The sequence below is a fragment of the Streptomyces sp. NPDC102279 genome, assembly GCF_044766365.1.
Classification (GTDB): Bacteria; Actinomycetota; Actinomycetes; order Streptomycetales; family Streptomycetaceae; genus Streptomyces.
Genome location: NZ_JBIWLU010000004.1, coordinates 243,202 through 263,642, shown reverse-complemented (window position 1 = coordinate 263,642; position 20,441 = coordinate 243,202). Strand labels below are relative to the sequence as shown.

Below are 20,441 nucleotides of genomic sequence, written 5' to 3'. Positions count from 1 at the left end.
CCCCGTACGTCCGCGGCCCCGGCATCCCGTCCCGCCCGCAGCGGCCCCACCGCTCCGCCGTACCCCCGCGTCAGCCGTTGTGCCGCGGCAGGCGGACCACCTGGACGAAGAAATCGTCGATCTGGCGTACGGCGGCTATGAACTGGTCCAGGTCGACCGGCTTGGTGACGTAGGCGTTGGCGTGCAGCTTGTAGCTGCGCAGGATGTCCTCCTCCGCCGCCGAGGTGGTGAGGACCACGACCGGGATGTGCGCCAGGGCGGGGTCCGACTTGATCTGCTCCAGGACCTGCCGGCCGTCGTACTTGGGCAGGTTGAGGTCGAGGAGGATCAGGTCGGGCTGCGGGGCGCCGGTGTGGGCGCCGCGCTTGTAGAGGAAGTCGAGCGCCTCCTCGCCGTCCCGGACGACGTGCAGGGTGTTGCCGATCTTGTTGTCCTCGAACGCCTCCCGGGTCATCAGCTCGTCGCCCGGGTCGTCCTCGACGAGGAGGACGTCGATGGGAGTGCCTGAGGGGGTCGTCATGTCAGGGCCTTGTCCTCGGAGTGCGCGGGAGTGCTGTCCGCCACCTCGGCGGCCGGCAAGGTGAAGCAGAAGCGTGTGCCATCGGTGTGGCTCGTGTCGAGCCAGATGTGGCCGCCGTGGTACTCGACGATCTTCTTGCACAGCGCGAGGCCGATACCGGTGCCGCCGTACGAGTCGCGGCTGTGCAGCCGCTGGAAGATGACGAAGACCTTCTCCTCGAACTCGCCGGGGATGCCGATCCCGTTGTCCGTGACGCACAGGCGCCAGGCCCCGGAGTCGTCCGGATCCCGTCCGCAGGTGATCCGGACGTGCGGTGCGCGGTCGGGGTGACGGAACTTGACGGCGTTGCCGATGAGGTTCTGCCAGAGCATCGCCAGGAGGGTCGGGTCCCCGACGACCTCGGGCAGTTCGTCCGGCCGGTCGACGCGTGCGCCGCTCTCGGTGACGGCGCTGTCCAGGTTGGCGAGCGCCTTGGTGAGCCCGAGGCCCAGATCGACCGGGAGGCGGGCGTCGTTGACCCGGCCCACCCGGGAGAACGTGAGCAGGTCGTTGATGAGGACCTGCATGCGTTTGGCACCGTCGACGGCGAAGTCGATGTACTGCTTGGCCCGGTCGTCCAGCTGGTCGCCGTAGCGCCGCTCCAGCAGCTGGCAGAAGGAGGCCACCTTGCGCAGCGGCTCCTGGAGGTCGTGCGAGGCGACATAGGCGAACTGTTCGAGTTCCGCGTTGGAGCGGCGCAGTTCCACGGCCTGGGCGTCCAGATCCGCGGTCTGCCGGGCCAGGATGTCGCGCTGCTCGCGCGAGGAGTCCAGCTCGTCGACGATCCGCTGGCGCATGCCCTCGACGTCCGCCGCCACCGCCCGCAGGTCCACCGGTCCGCCGCTGGTGATGGCGTGGCCGAACTCGCCGCGTGCCACTTCACGGGTGGCGGTCCGCAGGGCTTCCAGCGGCCGCGCGACCAGGAGGCGTACGAGGAACATCAGGGCCACCCCGGCCAGCAGGAACGCCACGACCATGCCGACGAGTACGGCGTCGCGGACCTTCCGGGAGTGGTCGAGTCGCTTCTGACCGTCGTCGACCGCTGCCGTGAGTCCGGCGTTCTGCCGGGCCGCGGCCTTGCGAATCTCGTCGAAGGCCTTCTTGCCGCGTTCGGCGGACGCCCGGTCGATGGTGCGCGGCTCGCCCGGCGTGACGCGGGCCACGAGGGGCTCGGCGTACGCGCGCCGCCACGCGTCGGCACGTTTCTCGACCGTGGCGAGGTCGGCGAGGAGCGCGGGGCGGTCGCTGATCAGGGCGCGGATGCTGCCGGCGGCACGCGCCTCTTCCTTCTTGCCCTGCTCGTAGGGGTCGAGGAACTGGCGGTCGGCCGCGATGGCGTAGCCGCGGACACCGGTCTCCTGGTTGACGAGGGAAGCCTGCAGCCGGTACGCCTCGGTCTGCGCGGGCTTGATGTCCCGCAGCATCTGGTCGGTGACCGTGGCCGTCTGCTGCAGCATCACCGCGCCGATCACGGCGCCCACGAGCACCAGCAAGGCCATGAGGCCGAGCACGAGCCGGAACCAGCCCTGGACCGTCAGCCGGTGTCCGGCCCACCGCTCGCCGGTCATCTTCGCCATCCCATCCTCGGAACCACTCTCCTGTCGCACGCTCTCCACGCCCGTCACCGCCAGCGCAGGTAGAGCACGGCGACGTCGTCGGCCAGGCCGCCCTGCTGCTCGGCGAGCAGCTCGGCCCGCTCGATCAGCCCGTCGACGAACGCGGCGGGCGCCAGGGCGGCCAGCTCGCGCGCGACGCCCAGCAGCCCCTCCTCGCCCAGGCGCTCGATGCCGCGCCCCACCCGCCCCTCGAAGAGCCCGTCGGTGAAGAGCACGATCGCGGCGCCCTCGGGGACGGTCAGCTCCTCCACGGGCCAGCAGGCTCCGCCGGGCACGATCCCGAGGGCGGGTCCGCCCCGGACCTCCACCCACTCGACGCCTTCCTCCCCGACCAGCAGTGCGCCGGGATGGCCTGCCCGCACCATGCGGACGCGTCGCTCACCGGGACCGATCGAGAGGATGACCAGGGTGGCGAAGACTCCCGCCTTGGCCCGCTCGACCAGGAGGATCTCCTCGAGCCGGGCCACCTGGTCGGCGCCGGTGACACCACTGAGCACGAGCGTGCGCCACGCTATTCGCAGCGCCACCCCGAGTGCGGCCTCGTCCGGTCCGTGTCCGGAGACGTCACCGATCATCGCGTGCACGGTGCCGTCGGCGCTCTGCACGATGTCGTAGAAGTCACCACCGAGCAGGGCGTGGGCGCGGCCGGGACGGTAGCGGGTGACGGCTTCGACGGCGTCGCCGCGGAGCAGCGGGCGCGGCAGCAGCCCACGCTCCAGGCGCGCGTTCTCCCGTGCCTGCATCTGGCTCGCCTGTAGCGCCACGGCGTCCTGTTCGGCCTGTTTGCGCTGGATCGCGTAGCGGACCGCACGTCCGAAGAGTTCCGGCTCGACGCGGCCCTTGACCAGATAGTCCTGCGCACCCGCGGCGACCGCGGCGAGCCCGGTCCCCTCCTCGGCGAGGCCGGTGAGGACCACGATGGCGACGTGTTCGGCGCACTCACGGATCCGGGACACCGCCTCGAGCCCCTGGGCGTCGGGCAGGTGCAGGTCGAGCAGCACGCAGTCCGGCACCTCGGACGCGAGCACGTCACAGGCCTCGGCCATCGAACGCACCCAGCGCAGCCGCATCCCGAGCGCGCTGTCGGCGACCAGCTCCTCCACGAGCAGGGCGTCACCGGCGTCGTCCTCGACGAGGAGGACCGACGGCTGTTCCACCCCCCAGGCCGCTGCATGGTCCAGCGCGGGAGAAGCCACGCCGGCAGCCCCTGGCTGCGACGTCATCATCGAGAGAACCCCCCACCCACCACCATTCCGCCGCTGCCTGACGGATAACTCCGCGAGCATACTCAGGCTCGCCATGAAGCACCTCATGGGGAGAGTCACTGACCTCGGACGCGGTACGTGGGGGCGGCCGGCACCGGGTGTGCGCCATCTCTCGGACAGAGAGGGTGCCGAATCACCGATGAGTCTCCTCGTCCGCCACGGTCCGAAGAGTGCGAGAGTGAAGCGGACGGAAGTGAGGGTGCCCGTGTTTGTCCTGATTCCCGGTGCCGGTGGTGCGGCCTGGTACTGGCACCGTGTGGTGTCCGAACTGCGTGCGCGGGGCCACGAGGCCCTCGCTGTCGATCTGGACGGCGCGGACGAGTCCTCGGGGCTGCCCGAGTACGCCGACGCGGTGGTGGCCGCGATCGGCGGTCGTGGCGGGGTGGTACTGCTGGCCCAGTCCATGGGCGGCTTCACCGCACCGATGGTCTGCGCACGCGTCCCGGTCGACCGGCTGGTGTTCGTCAACGCGATGATCCCGCTGCCGGGAGAGACACCCGGGCAGTGGTGGGGCGCCACGGGATCGGAGACGGCCCGGGTCGCGGCGGCCGAGGCGGGCGGGTACACGACCGAGATCGACCTCGACACCTACTTCCTGCACGACGTGCCGGCGGAGGTCGCCGCGGGCGGCGCCGAGCACGAACGACCCGAGGCCGAGATCGCGTTCGGCCAGCCCTGCGCCATCGAGCGGTGGCCCGATGTGCCCACGCGAGTGCTCGCCGGAGCCGAGGACCGGTTCTTCCCGGCGGAGTTCCAGCGCCGAGTGGCCCGCGAGCGTCTCGGCGTCGACGCCGAGACCGCCCCCGGCGGCCATCTGGCCGCGCTGTCGCACCCGGGGCCTCTCGTCGATCGCCTGCTCGACCCGGCGCCCTGAGAAGGACCGCGGGGGGCCGACGGCTCGGACGAACCGATTCGTATCCATCCCGCGCGAACGTCGTTGAAATGGTCGTCGCGCTGCCACCCCCGAGGACGCGCGATACGTGAGGGCCCGAAATCCCCGCCCGGTCTCGGGCCCTCACTCCCCTCCCCTGCGCGCCCTCCCGCAGGTCGCGGCGGTCCGCTCGCGGCACCTGCGGAGTCGGCTTGCCAACGTTGTCGCGGATGACTGGTCTACACCCTTGACTGGTACAGACCAAAGCGGTTGAGTGTGGCAGCACACCCCCCACCGCGGCCGCTCCGGAAGCCGTGGCGCCGGCCAACGTCGGCGCGTGCGAGCAAGGTTGCGCCTTGTCTTCCGGTGCGGCCCTGCCGTGCAAAGGAATTGATCCTGTGTCAAAGCGACGCGTCTCTTCCCTCCTCGCCGCCATCCTGATCGGAACCGCAGCACCGGTGTTCCTGCCGGCCGCCGGCGCCTCCGCCGCATCCTGTTCGAGCTACCCGAGTTGGGTGGCCGGCAAGTCGTACGTCACCGGCAACATCGTCCGGTACACCGACGGCAAGGCCTACATAGCGGAGCACGACAACCCGGGTTACGACCCCACGATCAGCACCTGGTTCTGGGAGCCCTACGCCTGCGACAGCGGTTCGACCAACCCCTCCGAGGGCTTCGTCGTGAGCGAGTCGCAGTTCAACCAGATGTTCCCGAACCGGAATTCGTTCTACTCCTACAACGGGCTCAAGGCGGCACTGAGCGCCTACCCCGGATTCACCAACACCGGAAGCGACACGGTCAAGAAGCAGGAGGCCGCGGCCTTCCTCGCGAACGTGAACCACGAGACCGGCGGTCTGGTCTACGTGGTGGAGCAGAACACCGCCAACTACCCCACGTACTGCGACTGGAGTCAGTCGTACGGCTGCCCGGCGGGCCAGTCGGCGTACTACGGGCGCGGTCCGATCCAGCTCAGCTGGAACTTCAACTACAAGGCGGCGGGCGACGCCCTCGGCATCGACCTGCTGGGCAACCCCTGGCTGGTCCAGAACGACTCGGCCGTGGCCTGGAAGACCGGGCTCTGGTACTGGAACACGCAGTCGGGCCCCGGCAGCATGACCCCGCACAACGCGATGGTCAACAGCGCGGGCTTCGGCCAGACCATCCGCAGCATCAACGGGTCGCTGGAGTGCGACGGCAGGAACCCCGCACAGGTTCAGAGCCGCGTGGACGCCTACCAGCGCTTCACGTCGATCCTCGGCGTGACGCCGGGAGGCAATCTCTACTGCTGATCCGGCGCACTGCAAGCTCCCGCTCCACGCCTGCCTCTCCCTCCGCGCCTGCCGACCTTCATCGAGGTCGGCAGGCGCGGTGGCATGTGCGCGACCGGACGACGAGAACGTCAGGGTCCTACTGTCCGCCCCGCCTGTCCGCCTCCCGCCGCAGCCAGTTCTCAAGGGTGTCGAAATCCCCATCGGTGAGGCCCTGTTGAGGATCGACGCGGTGGAGCAGCGCCGCCCCACGGTGGTGCTCGGCGACCCAGGCCCTGTCGGTGTCGGTGATCTCGTCGTCGACCCAGGCGAAGGCTCGTCCGGCCGCACGGTCCACGAGGGTGCGCGTCTTCCAGTGCAGCCCCCTCCGCTCGTCCCGTTCGTCGACGTCGGCCGGCTCCGGCCAGACCACAACGGGCAGCTCCGGCAGGCCGAGCACCGGCGCCACGCATGCGTTCGCGTCGGCCATCCAGGTCGTCGCCCAGATCAGTTCGCACGGAAGGGCGGCCAGCCGACGCCCGTGCTCGGGATCGATCCGGGCGAGCAGCGGGTTCACGTGTTCCCCCGCGTACGCGGTGCCGTGCTCGTGGGTCCGGTACGGGGACGCGGCGCCGAAGGGGATGAGAGGTCCGTCGACGTCGAGGAAGAGGAGCGGGCTGGGCGGGGAACCGGGCATGGCCGCAGGTTAGCGGCGCGTCCGGCGCACAGCGGCGTGGCCCGTCGTTCGGGGGATGTCGACGGGCCACGCCTTCTTTCACGGTCCCACGGGTAGGACGAACATGCGCGCAATACGGGCAAACCGGCTAGTCGGACTGGCGCCGAGCGCCACGGGGATTCCTGTCGAAGACCGCGTACGGAGCGGTCGCGGGCGGCGGAACCCGTGGCCGGCGGGATTCCGCCCGCCGGCCACGGGGTGGGGTCAGGAAACGGCGACCACGCTCTGACGGAAGAGATCGCTCTTGGCGTTGCATGGGGAGGTCCCGCGCGACACCGGGCCGGGATTCGTCGTCTCCTGACTGAGGGGGACAGGCCTTCCGGATGAGGGAGGGGCTCGGCGCGGATGCTCGTCGGGCGGGAGGTCCGGGGCTAGTGTGCGGTCCTGACGAACCGTCACGAAAGGATCTCGCTGTGGGCTCTCGCCTCAACCCCTACATCAGCTTCTCCGGTGATGCCAGGCAGGCCATGACCTTCTACCAGGACGTCTTCGGCGGCGAACTGACGGTCCACGAGTTCGGCAGCTTCGGCTCCGACGCGCCTCCCGGGTACGCCGACAAGGTCATGCACGGCATGCTGGAGGCCCCGAACGGTTTCGTCCTGATGGGCGCCGACGTCCCGCCCGGCATGGAGCGACGCACGGGCAACAACTTCGCGGTGAGCCTGAGCGGCGACGACGCCGGTGAGCTGAGCGGCTACTGGGAGAAGCTGTCCGCGGGCGGCACGGTGGCGGTCCCGCTGGAGAAGCAGATGTGGGGCGACACGTTCGGCATGTGCACGGACCGCTTCGGCGTCGACTGGATGGTCAACATCACGGGGGCGTCGGGGGCCTGACGCCCCCCTGCGGAAACGGCTCGGGGTGTGCGGTGCGGCCGGCGAAGTCCGCACCGCACACCCCGTCGTTCGTCCGTCAATGGACGAGTGGGTGTTCAGTTCAGCTTGCGGCACAGCAGTGCGGCCGGGCCGGGGCGCGACCCCAGGCGCGTGGTGAAGGCGATGCCGGCCGCGTACTCGTCGTCGGCACACTGGCCCTTGTAGTCGCCGGAGGCGAAGTCACCGCCGGAGGCACCGGCGGGCCGGTTGTCGGAGCGGTCGAACCACACCGTTCGCCCGGCTCCCGCCGGCGCGGGGGCCGCCGGTACGCAGAGCGCGGCCGATGTCCGGCCATCCCGGCGGCTGTATCCGACGAGGAAGTCGCCAGCCGGACACTGCAGTTTGGTGTAGCCGGACGCCCAGTCACCCCCCGAGGGCACGTGCCGCTCGTCGGTGACGACGGTCTGGGTGCTTCCCGCCGCGCGGAGGTCGCCGGTGGACACGTCGGTGCACAGCGCGCGCACTCCGCTGTGGCCGAGTCCGATCAGCCGCTCGCCGTCGGGACAGGCGGCCTTGGACGCACCGGAGTCCCAGTCGCCGGCCGCCCGCACCCGGAGGGACCGCACCTGGTCGCCGTGATCGGTGGCGAGCATGTCCCACTCGGGGACCGGGGCGACGGAACCGGTACGCGACGGGGCGGTCATGAGCCTGCTCCACGCGGTTCCGCGCCAGTCGGCCTGGTCGAGGACGCCGTGGCGGTTGCCCGCCGTGTCGTATCGCAGGAGCGACCAGTCGTCGTGTCCGTCCCAGCCGACGAGGGGCCAGTAGGCGAAGTCGGCGTCATGGTCGGCGAAATAGTCGGTGATGTTGCCGAACCATGCGCGGGCCGCGGCTCCGGTCTCGCCCGCGCCGATGCCGAACTCACTGATCCACACGGGTGCGGTGAAGTGTTGGTTCGCTTCGTCGGAGACGAAGAACGCCTGGTCGTGGAGGACTTGGGCGAGCTGGTCGCGGGTGAGGTCCTGGTAGCGGGCGTCATGGGTCTCGCCGATCCCGGTGGCTCCGCTGTGCTGGGGGCCGGTGTAGCCGTAGAAGTGGGCCGAGTACACCAGTTTGCGAGCGGCGACGAGGGTGTGGGACAGCGTGCGGGCGGGGGTGAGGGTGGGACGGCCGTGCGGGAGACCGTCGACCGGAAGGCCCGTCCAGTTGATCCCTTCGATGACGATGAGGAGGTCGGGATCGGCCTCGGTGAGGATGCGGTCGGCGGCGAGCTGGGCCGCCGCGTACCAGTCGTGGGCGTCGCCGAGGCCCCAGTTGGGGTCGTCCAGGACGTCACGGCGTACCTCGTTGTAGAGGTCGGCGCCCACCACACCCGGGTCGTCGGCGTATCGGCTGGCCATGAGGACCCAGTCGTCGGCCCACCGCTGGGTGGTCTGGGCGCTGTTCCAGCGCTCGTTGCCGTCGATGCCGCAGCACCAACGCGACGTGTTGGTGTGGTTGTTGAGGACGACCGCGAACCCGCTCCGGGTGAGAGCGGCGACGACGGCGTCGTAGACCTGCAGAGGTGTCTTCCCGCGCAAGTCCGGGTTGGCCGTGACGGCCACGTCGGGGACGGGTGAGGTCGCGTGGATCATCTCGTTGGAGAAGGGCAACCGGACGCTGTTGATGCCGAGTTGATGGAAGTCGCTCAGCAGTTGGGGCAGGGGGACGCGGTCCAGTCCGAGGGGGATGCCGTGGGAGTTCTGGCCCGCGTGGTGGCCGGCCGGGTCGCCGGTGCTGCCGCTTCCCGTCCAGGAGCCCTGCGCGCCGTCCCAGTTGGCGGACTTCAGGCGGAAGCGTTTCCCGTCGGCGTCGACGATGTAGCGCCCCCGCGTGGACAGCGGCGGCTGCCAGGCTTCGGCCGTCGCCTCGACAGCTGAAGCCGCCGCCGCACCCGAGGGAGCGGTGGGCGCGGCGACCGCCCCGGGAGCGGTGGCGAGCAGCAGAAGCACCGCACTCGCTAATGTCAGGTACTTGCCAAGCCTGAGAGTGGGCATCGGACCTCGGGGTGCCTAAAGGGGGGTGTGGGCGCCCGAGCCTAGCGGGACGGTCCGGCGCCGGGAGCTATGGTTCAGGCCAGACGCCGGGACCGCGCCACGAAGCGCCCCCGGGCCCACCCCGTACGGGGCCTACAGCCGGCGCACCTGGCGTGCCGGGTTGCCGACAGCGACGACGTCGGCCGGGATGTCCCTGGTGACCACCGCTCCGGCGCCGATGACGCTGTTGTCGCCGATGGTCACGCCCGGGCACACGATGGCTCCGCCGCCGAGCCAGACGTTGTTCCCGATGGTGATGGGGCGGGCCGCTTCGAGCTTGTCCCGTCGCGGGTCCGGCTCCAAGGGGTGGGTGGGGGTGAGCAGTTGGACGTTCGGGCCGAGCTGGCAGTCCTCGCCGATGGTGATCCGTGCGACGTCCAGCGCGGTGAGGTTGTAGTTGACGAAGGTGCGCGCCCCGATGGTGATGTTGCTGCCGTAGTCGACGTACAGCGGCGGCCTCAGATCGACGTCCTCACCGACCGCGTCGAGCAGTTCGGCGAGGATCGGCCGGGAGCCGACGGCGTCTTCAAGGTAGGCCGCCTGGTAGCGGGCGGCCAGGCGCATGGCGCGCTGCTGTCGCTTCGCGATCTCCGGGTCGTCGGCGATGTACAGGTCCCCCGCGAGCATGCGCTCCAGGTTCGAACGCGGGTCGTCGGCGAAGTAGTCGGGCGGCATACGGACGAACGTACACGCCTGGGCCCCTGCCGAAGGAGAACGCCTCGGGCCCTGCTGTCCCCCGGAGGCCGGCTCCGTCAGGCCGCCTCGGCCGCCGCGCGCACCTCGTCGGCCAACGCCTTGTCCAGGGCGACGTGCACGAGCCCGTCGGCGAGCCGGGGCATCTCGTCCACGGTGACGAGACCGCTCAGCCTTCGGGGTGAGACCGGCAGCCCGAGCCTGCGCGCTCCGTCCTGCGCCTTGCCGTCGATGTACGGCGCGAACTCCTGCCACACCCCCTGCACGGCACGCAGGAAGATGTCGGCGCCCGTGGGACCGATCCCGGGGACGTCCTGCAGGGCCTTCTTCGGGTCCGCTTCCTCGCGCAGCCGGCGCAGGTCACCGCCGTAACGCTCCAGCAGCAGCTCGGCTCCCTCACCGAGCTGCGTCGAGGTCCGCTCGTCGTAGCGCCGGTAGCCGCCCTCCCCCAGGGCGTCGACGCGCCGCTGCCAGGACGCCTTCGCCATGGACCGCGCGTCGCGCAGCCCGGCGTCGGACAAGGCCCTGGCCGCGGCCACCGCGATGTCGGCCCTGATGCGGGCGCTGAGCAGGAGTGCGAGGACGAGTGTCCGGTAGAGCGGGGCCGGGGTGTCACGCAGCCGGATGCCCGCCTGCGCCGCGTAGGTACGCGGCTGCCGGTCGAGCAGGGCCGCCACCAGGGCTCGGTCCGTCGGGCCGGTCGCCCGCTTCCCGGACTTCTTGCCGGCCCGGGCCCTGTCGGCGGTCCGGGCCCTGCTGTCGGTCCCGCTGTCGGCCTTCGTACTCGTCGCCTGATGCGGCACGGCACAACCTCCCTCGGGGAAGACGGGTGGCGTCGCTGACGCGGTGCACAGAGGTCGCGTAGCCCTCACCGGCCACACCAAACCGTCCTCTGCCCGACATCTTTCTCAGGAAGCGGCATGATCGGGGTGGCCGCCGGTCCGGCGCTTCTCCTTCAGCTCGGCCTCGAACAGGTGGTCCACCCCGTCGGCCAGCTCTCCGCGGATCTCGGTCTCGGCGCTCTTGAACGGCTCGTAGTACGTGGCGTTGTACGCCTCGACGATCTGGAACGTCCAGTGGCCGGGGATGACGTTGCGTCCGACGATCTCCCGCTCGACGCGGTCGGCCCATGCGGCGTGGCCCGCTTCACGGAGCAGCCTCACCGCGCGGTCCAGTTCGAAGTCGGCGCCGCCCGTCAGCTGATGGAACTCGTACAGGTGCCCGCGGGCCCGTTCGGTCGTCTCCAGGGCCTTCGACAGCGCCCCGAGGGCCTCCACCGTGGCGTCCGAGACGCCGCTGGGACGTTGGTGCACCGGAGTGGCGCCCGTGTCGTGTTCGTTCATGGATCCATGGTGTCCAGATCGGCGCGATCCTCACCTGTCGACGTCCGATCGGGCCGGCGTGCCCGCCCCGTCCGACCCGCCGGACGCGTACCCCGATGGACCGTCGAACGCGCTCACCGAGGCGTGGGCTCGGTCTCCCTGGGAATGGTCGTCGCCCGCACGGCGGGGCCCGGCGCCCCCGCCCTGACCGTGCGGCGGACGCGCACCGGCGGTGCGGCCGCCGTCACCAGGTAGGCGTGCGCCCTCGTGAGCGCGTCGGCGATCTCGCGGGTTCCCGTGGACACGCACAGCGTGTAGGCGAGATCGCGGAGCCGGGCGCCCGGAGCCGTGACCCCGGGGCGCGCCTCCTCGGCCAGGAGCGTTTCGTACTCCTCGACGAGCCGGTGCAGGGTGGCGGGGAGGGGCATCAGCATCGGTGCGACTCCTTGCGTGCGGACGACGGTGTCATGACGCGGAACGACCACTGGAGTACTGCCCCAGAGCCTCGTTGCGCACCTGGGCGCAGCTGCGGGTGATGAGCCGCGATACGTGCATCTGCGAGATGCCGAGGCGGTCGGCTATCCCACTCTGCGTCATGTCCTCGAAGAAGCGCATGTACAGGATGGCCCGCTCGCGCTCCGGCAACCTGCGCAGTTCGTTCTTGGCAGCCTCGCGGTCCACGACGACGTCGTACGAGGAGTCGGACTCGCCCAGCGTGTCGCCGAGGCTGTAGCCGTCGTCGCCGGCGGCGAGTTCGGCGTCCAGCGAGAGCGTGCTGAAGCTCTCCAGCGCCTCAAGGCCCGCGGCGACCTCCTCCTCGGTGAGTCCCGTGTGGGCGGCGAGGTCCGCGGGGGTGGGTTCGCGGGTACCCGGGCGCTCAAGGAGGTCCCGGCGCGCCACGCGGACCCTGTTGCGCAGTTCCTGCACCCGGCGCGGTACGCGAAGGGCCCACATCCGGTCGCGGAAGTGACGCTTCACCTCGCCGGTGATGGTCGGCACCGCGTAGCTCTCGAAGGCGCCCCGGGCCGGGTCGAACCGGTCCACCGCCTTGACCAGCCCGAGCGCCGCGACCTGGCGCAGGTCTTCCATGGCCTCGCCCCGGTCGCGGAAGCGGCCGGCGATCCGATGGGCCATGGGCAGCCAGAGGGCCACCAGCTCGTCGCGCAGGGCGTCCCGCTCGGGGCCGTCGTCCAGTTCCACCAGCCGCTCGAAGAGCGCGGTGGCCTCGGGGGAATCATCATGGGTACGGCGCGCCGGCGCGGAGGGCGAGGCGGAGGCGTTGTGGGTGTGCGGACGCGCTGCGGTCATGTGGGTAGGCACGCGGATTCGCTCCTGAACGGAAGTCTCAGGACGCGCCCGGGACGCACTCCGGGCACGACCCGAACGGAAGGTCTGGGTCACCGCGCGGAGTTGTCCGGCCCACGACGAGGTCGCAGCCGGCCAGGGAGATCTCCGCTCGGCTTGCGCCTCCAGTCCGAAGCACGGACTTCCGGGTGCCCCGGCGTCCCACCCGCAAACGCCGCGTTCGCGGCCGAGGGCGGGCGGCACTCCGTGGCACGCGTTCCGCGAACGGGTTCCCGCGACTCCCCGACGCGGTTCGGCCCCGGCTCGGAGGCAGGCTGTGGGGTACTCCGCAGGAGACGGCGCGGGCGCCCTCGGGCCGTCGAGTCCGTCCGCCGGGAAAGGAGCACGGGATGGCTGAACAGGACGCCTTGGGGCGCTATCGCGGCAAACGCGACTTCACTCGGACCGGGGAGCCCAGGGGCGGCGGAGAGGGCGGGGACGAGGAGCCGCACTTCGTCGTGCAGATCCACGACGCCCGCCGCATGCACTTCGACTTCCGCCTCCAGGTCGGGGACGTACTGAAGTCCTGGGCCGTCCCCAAGGGGCCTTCCATGGATCCGAAGGACAAGCGGCTCGCGGTTCCCACCGAGGACCATCCGCTGGAGTACGAGGAATTCGAGGGTGTGATCGCCCGGGGCGAGTACGGCGGCGGAACGGTCATCGTCTGGGATCACGGCACCTACCAGCCGCGAAGCCACGACCGCCGCGGCAGGCCCGTACCGTTCGACGAATCCCTCGAACACGGGCACGCCACCTTCTGGCTCAACGGTTCGAAGCTGCGCGGCGAGTACGCCCTGACCCGGTTCCGCAGCGGCGAGGACGGCGACGAGGAGGCCTGGCTGCTGGTGAAGGCGAAGGACGTCCACGCCGGCGCAGGTCACGGGACGCCCGACCCGCACCGCGCCCGCTCGGCGCGCAGCGGACGCACGCTGCGCCAGGTCGCGGACGAGGCCGCTGAGTCGTGACGGGCCTTTGCGCCGGCCCGGCATCACGCGCCGCCGTCCGGGTCGGTTCCTGAGCGACGGGGCCTGTTCGGCCGTACGCCGATAGCCCGGAAAGCCTGGTTTGTGCCAGCCTGGACGCAGCACCGACCGGGTGAACGGCACGGGCCGTCGTCCGAACGTCCCTCACAGAGGCGAGGCCTGCCATGAATCCCGGCTCGGCACGCGGCACGTCCCTTCCGCCCGACCCTCATGAATCGAAGATCACCCTGCGGGTGAACGGCGCATCGCACGTCCTCACCGTCGACCACCGCTCGGTGCTCCTGGACGTCCTGCGCGAGCGTCTCGGTCTCGTCGGCGCGAAGAAGGGCTGTGATCACGGCCAGTGCGGGGCCTGTACGGTCCTGGTCGACGACCGGCGTGCCAACAGCTGTCTGCTGCCCGCCGTGGCCCTGGACGGATGCCGGATCACGACCGTCGAGGGGCTGTCCGGGGACTCCGGGGACCTGCATCCGCTCCAGCGCGCCTTCATCGACCGCGACGCCCTGCAGTGCGGTTACTGCACCCCCGGCCAGATCTGCAGTGCCGTGGGCGCCCTCGGCGAGGCGGAGACAGGGCATCCCTCCCACGTCACGGACCCGGCCTCACCCTCCGGTCGTTCGGTCCCCATGAGCCGGGACGAGATCCGCGAGCGGATGAGCGGCAACCTCTGCCGGTGCGGCGCCTATCCGCACATCGTCGAAGCCATCGAGGACGTGACCCGGTGAAGCCTCTCGGATACGTACGTGCGGGCAGTGTCGAGGAGGCCGTCGCGGAGTTCACCGCACGTCCTGGCGCGCGCTACCTCGGAGGCGGCACCAACCTCGTGGACCTGATGAAGCTGGGCGTGGAACGCCCCACCGCCCTCGTCGACATCAGCAGACTGCGTCTGGACACGGTGGAGGAAACCGCCGACGGCGCGCTCCGCGTCGGGGCCACCGTCCGCAACAGTGATCTCGCGGCTCATCCCCTGGTCCGCGACCGCTACCCGGTGCTCTCGCAAGCGATCCTGGCAGGCGCCTCCGGGCAACTGCGCAACATCGCCACCACCGGGGGCAATCTCCTTCAGCGCACTCGCTGTTCGTATTTCCAGGACACCGGCAAGCCGTGCAACAAGCGTGAACCGGGCAGCGGCTGCGGAGCCCGGGAAGGCGTCCACCGCGAGCACGCGGTGCTCGGCCACTCCCTCGACTGCATCGCCACGCACCCCTCGGACATGGCCGTCGCGCTGGCCGCCCTCGACGCGCAGGTCGAGCTGTACGGAGCCGACGGCGCCCGCACGCTCCCGGCCGCCGAGTTCCACCGGCTGCCCGGCGACCACCCGGAGCGGGACACCGAGATCCGGCCCGGCGAACTGATCACCGGTGTGGTGCTGCCCGCCGACAGGGCCGGGGTGCCGTCCCTGTACCGCAAGGCCCGCGACCGGGCGTCGTACGCGTTCGCCCTCGCGTCCGTCGCCGCCGTGCTCCGGGTGGAGGAAGGCGTCGTCCAGGAGGCCCGCATCGCCTTCGGCGCTCTGGCCCACCGACCCTGGCGTGCCCGACGCGCCGAGGAGGCACTGTTCGGCGCCGCCGCCACGGAGGCCGCCTTCGGGCGCGCTGTGGACTTCGAACTCGAAGCGGCCCAGCCCCTGCGCGACAACGCCCACAAGGTGCGTCTGGCCCGCAACCTCGCCGTGGACGTACTGACCCGGCTCGCGACGCCCACCACCGCCTGAACCGGCCTCCGGACGTTCCCGGCCCGGCACCACAAGGAGCAAGGAGGACCTCCATGGCCCGAACCGACACCGTGCTCGGCACGGCGGCCGAACGCCGGGAGGGCCCCGACAAGGTGACGGGCCGGGCCCGTTACGCAGCCGAGCACACCGCCGCCGGCCACGCGTACGGCCGACCGGTGGCCGCCACCGTCGCGAGCGGCTCGATCCGCGCGATCGACACGTCGACGGCCCTGGCCGTTCCCGGCGTACTCGCCGTACTCACTCCCGAGGACGCCCCCCGGCTCGCCGAGGCGGACGACCCCACCCTCGCCGTCCTGCAGAACTCCGACGTACCGCACCGCGGCTGGCCGGTGGCCCTGGTCGTCGCGGAGACGATCGAGGCCGCCCGGGCCGGCGCCGCGGCGGTGCGGGTCGAGTACACGACGCGGGACCACGACGTCACGCTCACCGACGGCCACCCCGCCGGGTATTTCCCGGAGGAGGCCAACGGCGGCTATCCGGGGCAGCGCGAGCAAGGCGACCCCGACGGCGCGTTCGCGTCCGCGGCTGTCCGTGTCGACGCGGCCTACCGGGTGCCACCGCTGCACAACCACCCCATGGAACCCCACGCGGCCACCGCGCACTGGGACGACGAGCGTCTCGTCGTGCACGACTCCAGCCAGGGCTCCACAGCCGTGCGCGCGACACTGGCCGGGCTGTTCGGGCTCCCCGAGGAGCAGATCACCGTCATGGCCGAGCACGTCGGCGGCGGCTTCGGGTCCAAGGGCACGGCACGCCCGCACGTCGTGCTCGCAGCGATGGCCGCACAGCGGACCGGACGGCCTGTCACCGTCGCCCTGCCCCGGCGCATGATGCCCGCTCTGGTCGGCCACCGCGCCCCCACACTGCACCGCCTCCGGCTCGGCGCGACCGAGGAGGGCACCCTCACCTCGCTCACGCACGAGGTCACCACCCACACCTCGCGCATCAAGGAGTTCGTGGAGCAGGCAGCCGTACCGGCGCGCATCATGTACGCCTCGCCCAACAGCCGCACCACGCACCGCGTCGTACCGCTGGACGTTCCGAGCCCGTCCTGGATGCGCGCCCCCGGAGAGGCACCGGGCATGTTCGCCCTGGAATCGGCCATGGACGAACTGGCGGTGGCCCTCGGCATGGACCCTGTCGAACTGCGGATCGCGAACGAGCCGGAAACCGAACCCGACAGCGGCAATCCCTTCAGCAGCCGGCATCTCGTCGAGTGTCTGCGGGACGGCGCCGAGCGCTTCGGCTGGGCGCGGCGCGATCCCCGGCCCGGCTCCCGTTCCGAAGGTGCCCTGCTGCTGGGCTCGGGTGTGGCGGCCGCCACCTATCCGGTGCTCGTGTCGCCCTCCACCGCCGTCGCGCGAGCACTGCCCGGCGGAACCTTCTCGGTCCGTGTCAACGCGACCGACATCGGTACCGGCGCCCGGACCGTGCTCGCGCAGATCGCGGCCGACGCTCTCGGTGTCCCGCTGGACCGGGTCGGCACCGAGATCGGCAGCAGCGACCTGCCCTCGGCCCCGCTGGCCGGCGGCTCCTCGGGCACCGCGTCCTGGGGCTGGGCCGTCCACGAGGCCTGCACCCGGCTGCGCGCCTCGCTGGCGGAACGTTCAGGACCACTGCCCGACGAGGGGCTCTCGGCGAGCGCCGACACAGCGGGAAGCGCCGACGCGGACAGCGCCTACGCACGTCATGCCTTCGGCGCCCACTTCGCCGACGTCGCGGTCGACACGGTCACCGGCGAGGTCCGGGTACGCCGGCTGCTGGGTGTGTACGCGGCCGGGCGCATCCTCAACGCCCGCACCGCCCGGTCCCAGTTCATCGGCGGCATGACCATGGGTCTGGGCATGGCGCTGACGGAAGGCAGCACCATGGACCCCGCGTTCGGCGACTTCGTCGAGTCGGACCTGGCCGCCTACCACGTCCCCGCCCACGCGGACGTGCCCGCGATCGAGGCCCACTGGATCGATGAGGAGGACCCGCACCTCAACCCGATGGGCGGCAAGGGCATCGGGGAGATCGGGATCGTCGGTACCGCCGCGGCCATCGGCAACGCCGTCCACCACGCCACCGGAACCCGGCACCGCGAGCTGCCGCTGACCCCGGACCGAGTGCTGGCCGGTCCGCGGTTGAACGGACCTTCTTCGTGACCACTCCGTGCGGGGTCGGTACACACTCCGTGTGGAACCGGACGTGTCCCGCTCCAGGACGCATCCTGATCGTCGGGACGTGTTTGGACGGAGCTCAGCCCGGTAGTCCGCAGTGAGGTGGGTTGCCTGCCAACCGCTCCCGGGAGGGTTCGGCAGTGAGCCCGCCACCGGCCGCCCGGTCGGCATCTCTGGCGGGCGGCCGGCCCCCTTCGCTGAGCTGGATCAGGCCGCGTCCGACATCACCTGGTCCCGCAGCGAGGCACAGCAGTTGCTGATCAGGCGCGAGACGTGCATCTGCGAGACCCCGAGTTCCTCCGCTATGCCGCTCTGCGTCATACCGCGAAAGAATCGCAGGTAGAGGATGGTCTGCTCGCGTTCGGGAAGCCTCCGCAGGGCCGGCTTCACGGCTTCGCGGTCGACGACCAGGTCGTATCCGGCGTCGGTCTCCCCCAGCGCGTCCGCCAGCGAGTATCCGTCGTCGCCGTCGGTGAGTTCGGCGTCCAGCGACAGGGCCGCGAAGCTGTCCAGAGCCTCCAGGCCGCTGCGGACCTCCTCCTCGGTCAGCCGTGCGTAGGCCGCGATCTCGGCGACCGTCGGCTGCCTGCCGGAGCTCACCGCCGTCAGATCCCTGATGGCCGTACGCACCCGGTTGCGCGCCTCCTGGACGCGTCGAGGCACATGCAGCACCCACATGTGGTCGCGGAAGTGACGCTTGATCTCGCCCGCGATGGTCGGCACCGCATAGCTCTCGAAGGCGTTCCCCCGATCGGGGTCGTACCGGTCCACGGCCTTCACCAGGCCCAGAGCGGCCACCTGGACCAGATCCTCCAGCGCCTCACCCCGCCCGCGGTACCGGCCGGCGATGCGCTCGGCCATGGGCATCCAGGCCTGGACGATCCGGTCCCGCAGGGCATGCCGCTCCGCCCCGTCCGGAAGCCGGGCGAGCCGCTCGAACGCGGCGTCCGTGTCGGGGGCGTCGTCATGCGGACGGCGGCCCTTCACCGTGCTTGTGGTGTGCATGTGCTGACAGCTCCCTCAGGGGTTGCTGACGGGACAGAACACCATGGGAGGCCGTCGCACAGCACTTTCGGGACACACCCGCACTGCGGAGCGAACCGCTCCCACGGACGTGCCTCCTGTCCGAAGCACTTGTGTCCGATTTCCCCACTTTACCGCCAGTAAACCCCTTTGAGAGACGCCGTGACTCAGCATGACGGGTTAGTGACGGAGGGGCGTAGCAGGCTCTGCGGGACGTTGAAGGGAGCGGCGTGCTCCGCAGGCTGCTGAGGGCTACCGCTCGGACTCCCAGCGAGGGCGCTCCTGCCGATCACTCCGCTCGCTGCCCGAGGCCTGGACCTGACGCGGCGTGAGGCGTTCGCTCTTGTCCGCGGCCCGGGGGACCTCGCTCGGCTCACGGATCTCGCTGGTCTCCCGCACCGGGCCCGTTTCCGGCAGCCTGGGCTGCTCGGAGGGCGTGGGCGGCGCGGACTCGCGGCGGCGCGTCCTGATGCCCAGCCGCACGGCCCACACCAGGGCGCCCGCGACGACGAGGCCGCCGACGAAGGCTCCGAATGTGCCGTAGGCCGCGTTCGACAGCGCGATGTCCCAGTAGTTGTCGTTCATGGTGACCCGGGTACCCCGACTCGTGAGGTGAAGACTCCGGAACCTCTTTTGTCCCTTCCCGGGGACTCGTCTCGCGCTGTAACGGGACCGACTTGGCCCGCGACGACCCCGGCCTTCCCGGAACAGGTGGGCGCGGGCGGCGAGTTCAGGTCACTTCCTCGGCCGACAGGTGGGGCAGGCGTTTCCCGGTTGAGGGCCGGGGCACCCGGGGCTCCGGCGATCGCTCGTCCGTGATGCCCCGCGAATCCAGAAGGAGACACATGCTCTTCCTCGTCGCCGCGTTGCTGCTCCTCGGCGTTGTGGTGGGTGCCGCAGCCCACCTGCCGCTGCCGGTCACCTTGGTGGCCGCAGTGGCCATCGGTTGCTGGCTGCTCTTCTACGGGCTGCGCAAGCACCGGACCGGCACGTCGCAGAAGACGACCTCCTACCGGGGCGGGGAGGCACGATGAGCCAGTCCACCCAGGAGACGACGCGGACGCGGTCCCGCCGCGACCCGTACAGCCTCGCCGTGGCGTCCTTCATCCTCGGCCTCGTCGGCCTGCTGGTCTTCAACATCGTCCTCGGCCCGACAGCCGTCGTCCTCGGCCTTGTCGCCCTGCACCGCGGCACGCTGCATAGGCACCGGGCCTATCTGGGGATCCTGCTCGGGGTCGCCGACCTGGTCGTGCTCGCCGTCGTCACGGCGGCCGACAACAGCGTCGCCTGGCACATCTGAGCCGGGCACCCGGCGCCGACGGCCCGCCGGTCACGCCTCAGGGGGCGTCACCGGCCCAGTCGAAGAACATCGGCTCCCCGGGACGCGGGTCGTACATGGCGCGCGCTCCAGGGCCGAACTGGCCCAGCTCCGTCTCCAGCGCCACGCCGCCGGATATCTCCTCCGGCGTGCGGCCGGTGATGTCGAGCAGCAGACCGTCCAGCGGTCCACCCACCAGTTCGGCATAGTCCCGGCCGCGCTGCGGGCCCTGACGGGGGTCGTCGTGGTCCGCGCCGTAGACCCGGCCGCGCAGCAGCTGTTCGTCGTCCTTGTCCATGCCCTCCACCATCCCAGCCGCCACTGACATCGCGAGTCGTGCCGGTGTCGCCTCGACCGGCTCCCGCCGCCCCCGGGCGACACCGACGGCACGTCCCCGCGCTGCCCTCCGTGCGGGAAGTGGCCGTCCAGGTCCACACCGTCACTGCTCCGATCGGGTGAAGCGCGAAGGTTCCCGGTTCGAGGCCTCTTTCCGGGACGACGGGGCCGTCCGGATCCGCCCGCCCAGCGCCCGGCCACCGGTCCCGTCGGGACCTCAGCCGCGCAGTGCCGCAAGGCGGCGCCCGGTTCCCGGTTCGAGGCCTCTTTCCGGGACGACGGGGCCGTCCGGATCCGCCCGCCCAGCGCCCGGCCACCGGTCCCGTCGGGACCTCAGCCGCGCA

The 20,441-nt window shown here is 71.2% G+C and carries 22 protein-coding genes; 9 read left to right on the top strand and 13 right to left on the bottom strand.

The features are described 5' to 3' along the window. Nucleotides 1-70 precede the first annotated feature (70 nt). From ACIRQH_RS11060 to ACIRQH_RS11050, 3 genes are read right to left on the bottom strand one after another with little or no spacing between them, the layout of a single operon-like run. A complete protein-coding gene (locus tag ACIRQH_RS11060) occupies nucleotides 71-520 on the bottom strand; it encodes a response regulator (RefSeq protein WP_355875300.1) in 450 nt (149 codons plus the stop codon). Further along, entirely contained in the window at nucleotides 517-2,136 is a 1,620-nt protein-coding gene (locus ACIRQH_RS11055) for a CHASE3 domain-containing protein (RefSeq protein WP_404225286.1), read from the bottom strand. The genes ACIRQH_RS11060 and ACIRQH_RS11055 overlap by 4 nt, the downstream gene beginning before the upstream one ends. Before the next feature lie 44 nt (nucleotides 2,137-2,180). After that, entirely contained in the window at nucleotides 2,181-3,398 is a 1,218-nt protein-coding gene (locus tag ACIRQH_RS11050; protein ID WP_388873633.1) for a PP2C family protein-serine/threonine phosphatase, read from the bottom strand. Nucleotides 3,399-3,639: 241 nt separating this feature from the next. On the opposite strand from ACIRQH_RS11050, the gene ACIRQH_RS11045 reads away from it, so the two are divergent. After that, the gene (locus tag ACIRQH_RS11045; RefSeq protein ID WP_404225284.1) at nucleotides 3,640-4,314 is read left to right on the top strand and encodes an alpha/beta fold hydrolase; all 675 of its coding nucleotides are present in this window, start codon (nucleotides 3,640-3,642) and stop codon (nucleotides 4,312-4,314) included. A 395-nt stretch (nucleotides 4,315-4,709) separates the two neighbouring features. After that, the gene (locus ACIRQH_RS11040) at nucleotides 4,710-5,600 is read left to right on the top strand and encodes a glycoside hydrolase family 19 protein (protein ID WP_388873522.1); all 891 of its coding nucleotides are present in this window, start codon (nucleotides 4,710-4,712) and stop codon (nucleotides 5,598-5,600) included. Between the two features lie 118 nt (nucleotides 5,601-5,718). Here the strand turns inward: ACIRQH_RS11040 and ACIRQH_RS11035 are convergent, their stop codons facing one another. Beyond that, nucleotides 5,719-6,255 carry an HAD domain-containing protein gene (locus ACIRQH_RS11035; RefSeq protein ID WP_404225282.1) on the bottom strand — a complete coding sequence of 179 codons (537 nt, stop codon included), beginning with the start codon at nucleotides 6,253-6,255 and terminating at the stop codon, nucleotides 5,719-5,721. 452 nt (nucleotides 6,256-6,707) lie between these two features. Between ACIRQH_RS11035 and ACIRQH_RS11030 the strand changes: the two genes are divergently transcribed. Then, complete coding sequence (locus ACIRQH_RS11030) at nucleotides 6,708-7,127, top strand: VOC family protein (RefSeq protein ID WP_388873529.1); 420 nt, start codon at nucleotides 6,708-6,710, stop codon at nucleotides 7,125-7,127. 95 nt (nucleotides 7,128-7,222) lie between these two features. Here ACIRQH_RS11030 and ACIRQH_RS11025 read toward each other — a convergent pair whose 3' ends face one another. From ACIRQH_RS11025 to ACIRQH_RS11000, 6 genes are all read right to left on the bottom strand, one after another. After that, nucleotides 7,223-9,142, bottom strand: coding sequence for a glycoside hydrolase family 5 protein (locus tag ACIRQH_RS11025; RefSeq protein ID WP_404225280.1), 1,920 nt, complete (start codon nucleotides 9,140-9,142; stop codon nucleotides 7,223-7,225). Between the two features lie 132 nt (nucleotides 9,143-9,274). Beyond that, entirely contained in the window at nucleotides 9,275-9,856 is a 582-nt protein-coding gene (locus ACIRQH_RS11020) for a sugar O-acetyltransferase (protein ID WP_388932388.1), read from the bottom strand. Nucleotides 9,857-9,933: 77 nt separating this feature from the next. Next, nucleotides 9,934-10,554 (bottom strand): endonuclease, encoded by a 621-nt coding sequence (locus tag ACIRQH_RS11015; protein WP_388932888.1) that lies wholly within the window; start codon nucleotides 10,552-10,554, stop codon nucleotides 9,934-9,936. 228 nt (nucleotides 10,555-10,782) lie between these two features. Further along, complete coding sequence (locus tag ACIRQH_RS11010) at nucleotides 10,783-11,217, bottom strand: hypothetical protein (RefSeq protein ID WP_388873538.1); 435 nt, start codon at nucleotides 11,215-11,217, stop codon at nucleotides 10,783-10,785. Nucleotides 11,218-11,330: 113 nt separating this feature from the next. Then, nucleotides 11,331-11,630 carry a DUF5133 domain-containing protein gene (locus tag ACIRQH_RS11005; protein WP_388873541.1) on the bottom strand — a complete coding sequence of 100 codons (300 nt, stop codon included), beginning with the start codon at nucleotides 11,628-11,630 and terminating at the stop codon, nucleotides 11,331-11,333. 31 nt (nucleotides 11,631-11,661) lie between these two features. After that, on the bottom strand, nucleotides 11,662-12,504 hold the full coding sequence (locus tag ACIRQH_RS11000) for a SigB/SigF/SigG family RNA polymerase sigma factor (RefSeq protein WP_388932385.1): 843 nt from the start codon (nucleotides 12,502-12,504) through the stop codon (nucleotides 11,662-11,664). Nucleotides 12,505-12,890: 386 nt separating this feature from the next. On the opposite strand from ACIRQH_RS11000, the gene ACIRQH_RS10995 reads away from it, so the two are divergent. The 4 genes from ACIRQH_RS10995 (at nucleotide 12,891) to ACIRQH_RS10980 (ending at nucleotide 17,405) form a co-directional block, all read left to right on the top strand. Beyond that, a complete protein-coding gene (locus ACIRQH_RS10995) occupies nucleotides 12,891-13,505 on the top strand; it encodes a DNA polymerase ligase N-terminal domain-containing protein (protein WP_388932382.1) in 615 nt (204 codons plus the stop codon). A 182-nt stretch (nucleotides 13,506-13,687) separates the two neighbouring features. Further along, the gene (locus tag ACIRQH_RS10990; RefSeq protein WP_388932380.1) at nucleotides 13,688-14,248 is read left to right on the top strand and encodes a (2Fe-2S)-binding protein; all 561 of its coding nucleotides are present in this window, start codon (nucleotides 13,688-13,690) and stop codon (nucleotides 14,246-14,248) included. Further along, nucleotides 14,245-15,237, top strand: coding sequence for an FAD binding domain-containing protein (locus ACIRQH_RS10985; protein WP_404225277.1), 993 nt, complete (start codon nucleotides 14,245-14,247; stop codon nucleotides 15,235-15,237). Before ACIRQH_RS10990 ends, ACIRQH_RS10985 begins: the two co-directional genes overlap by 4 nt. A 53-nt stretch (nucleotides 15,238-15,290) precedes the next feature. Next, the gene (locus ACIRQH_RS10980; protein ID WP_404225275.1) at nucleotides 15,291-17,405 is read left to right on the top strand and encodes a xanthine dehydrogenase family protein molybdopterin-binding subunit; all 2,115 of its coding nucleotides are present in this window, start codon (nucleotides 15,291-15,293) and stop codon (nucleotides 17,403-17,405) included. Between the two features lie 222 nt (nucleotides 17,406-17,627). On the opposite strand, the gene ACIRQH_RS10975 is transcribed toward ACIRQH_RS10980, so the two are convergent. After that, nucleotides 17,628-18,425, bottom strand: coding sequence for an RNA polymerase sigma factor SigF (locus tag ACIRQH_RS10975; RefSeq protein WP_404225273.1), 798 nt, complete (start codon nucleotides 18,423-18,425; stop codon nucleotides 17,628-17,630). Nucleotides 18,426-18,695: 270 nt separating this feature from the next. Beyond that, the gene (locus ACIRQH_RS10970) at nucleotides 18,696-19,028 is read right to left on the bottom strand and encodes a DUF6479 family protein (protein ID WP_388873565.1); all 333 of its coding nucleotides are present in this window, start codon (nucleotides 19,026-19,028) and stop codon (nucleotides 18,696-18,698) included. Between the two features lie 260 nt (nucleotides 19,029-19,288). Here ACIRQH_RS10970 and ACIRQH_RS10965 point away from each other — a divergent pair, with 260 nt between their 5' ends. Both ACIRQH_RS10965 and ACIRQH_RS10960 read left to right on the top strand, forming a co-directional pair. Beyond that, the gene (locus tag ACIRQH_RS10965) at nucleotides 19,289-19,477 is read left to right on the top strand and encodes a hypothetical protein (RefSeq protein WP_388873568.1); all 189 of its coding nucleotides are present in this window, start codon (nucleotides 19,289-19,291) and stop codon (nucleotides 19,475-19,477) included. Next, entirely contained in the window at nucleotides 19,474-19,743 is a 270-nt protein-coding gene (locus ACIRQH_RS10960) for a DUF4190 domain-containing protein (RefSeq protein WP_388873571.1), read from the top strand. Before ACIRQH_RS10965 ends, ACIRQH_RS10960 begins: the two co-directional genes overlap by 4 nt. A 37-nt stretch (nucleotides 19,744-19,780) precedes the next feature. On the opposite strand, the gene ACIRQH_RS10955 is transcribed toward ACIRQH_RS10960, so the two are convergent. Beyond that, nucleotides 19,781-20,059, bottom strand: coding sequence for a hypothetical protein (locus ACIRQH_RS10955; protein ID WP_388873574.1), 279 nt, complete (start codon nucleotides 20,057-20,059; stop codon nucleotides 19,781-19,783). Between the last annotated feature and the right edge of the window lie 382 nt (nucleotides 20,060-20,441).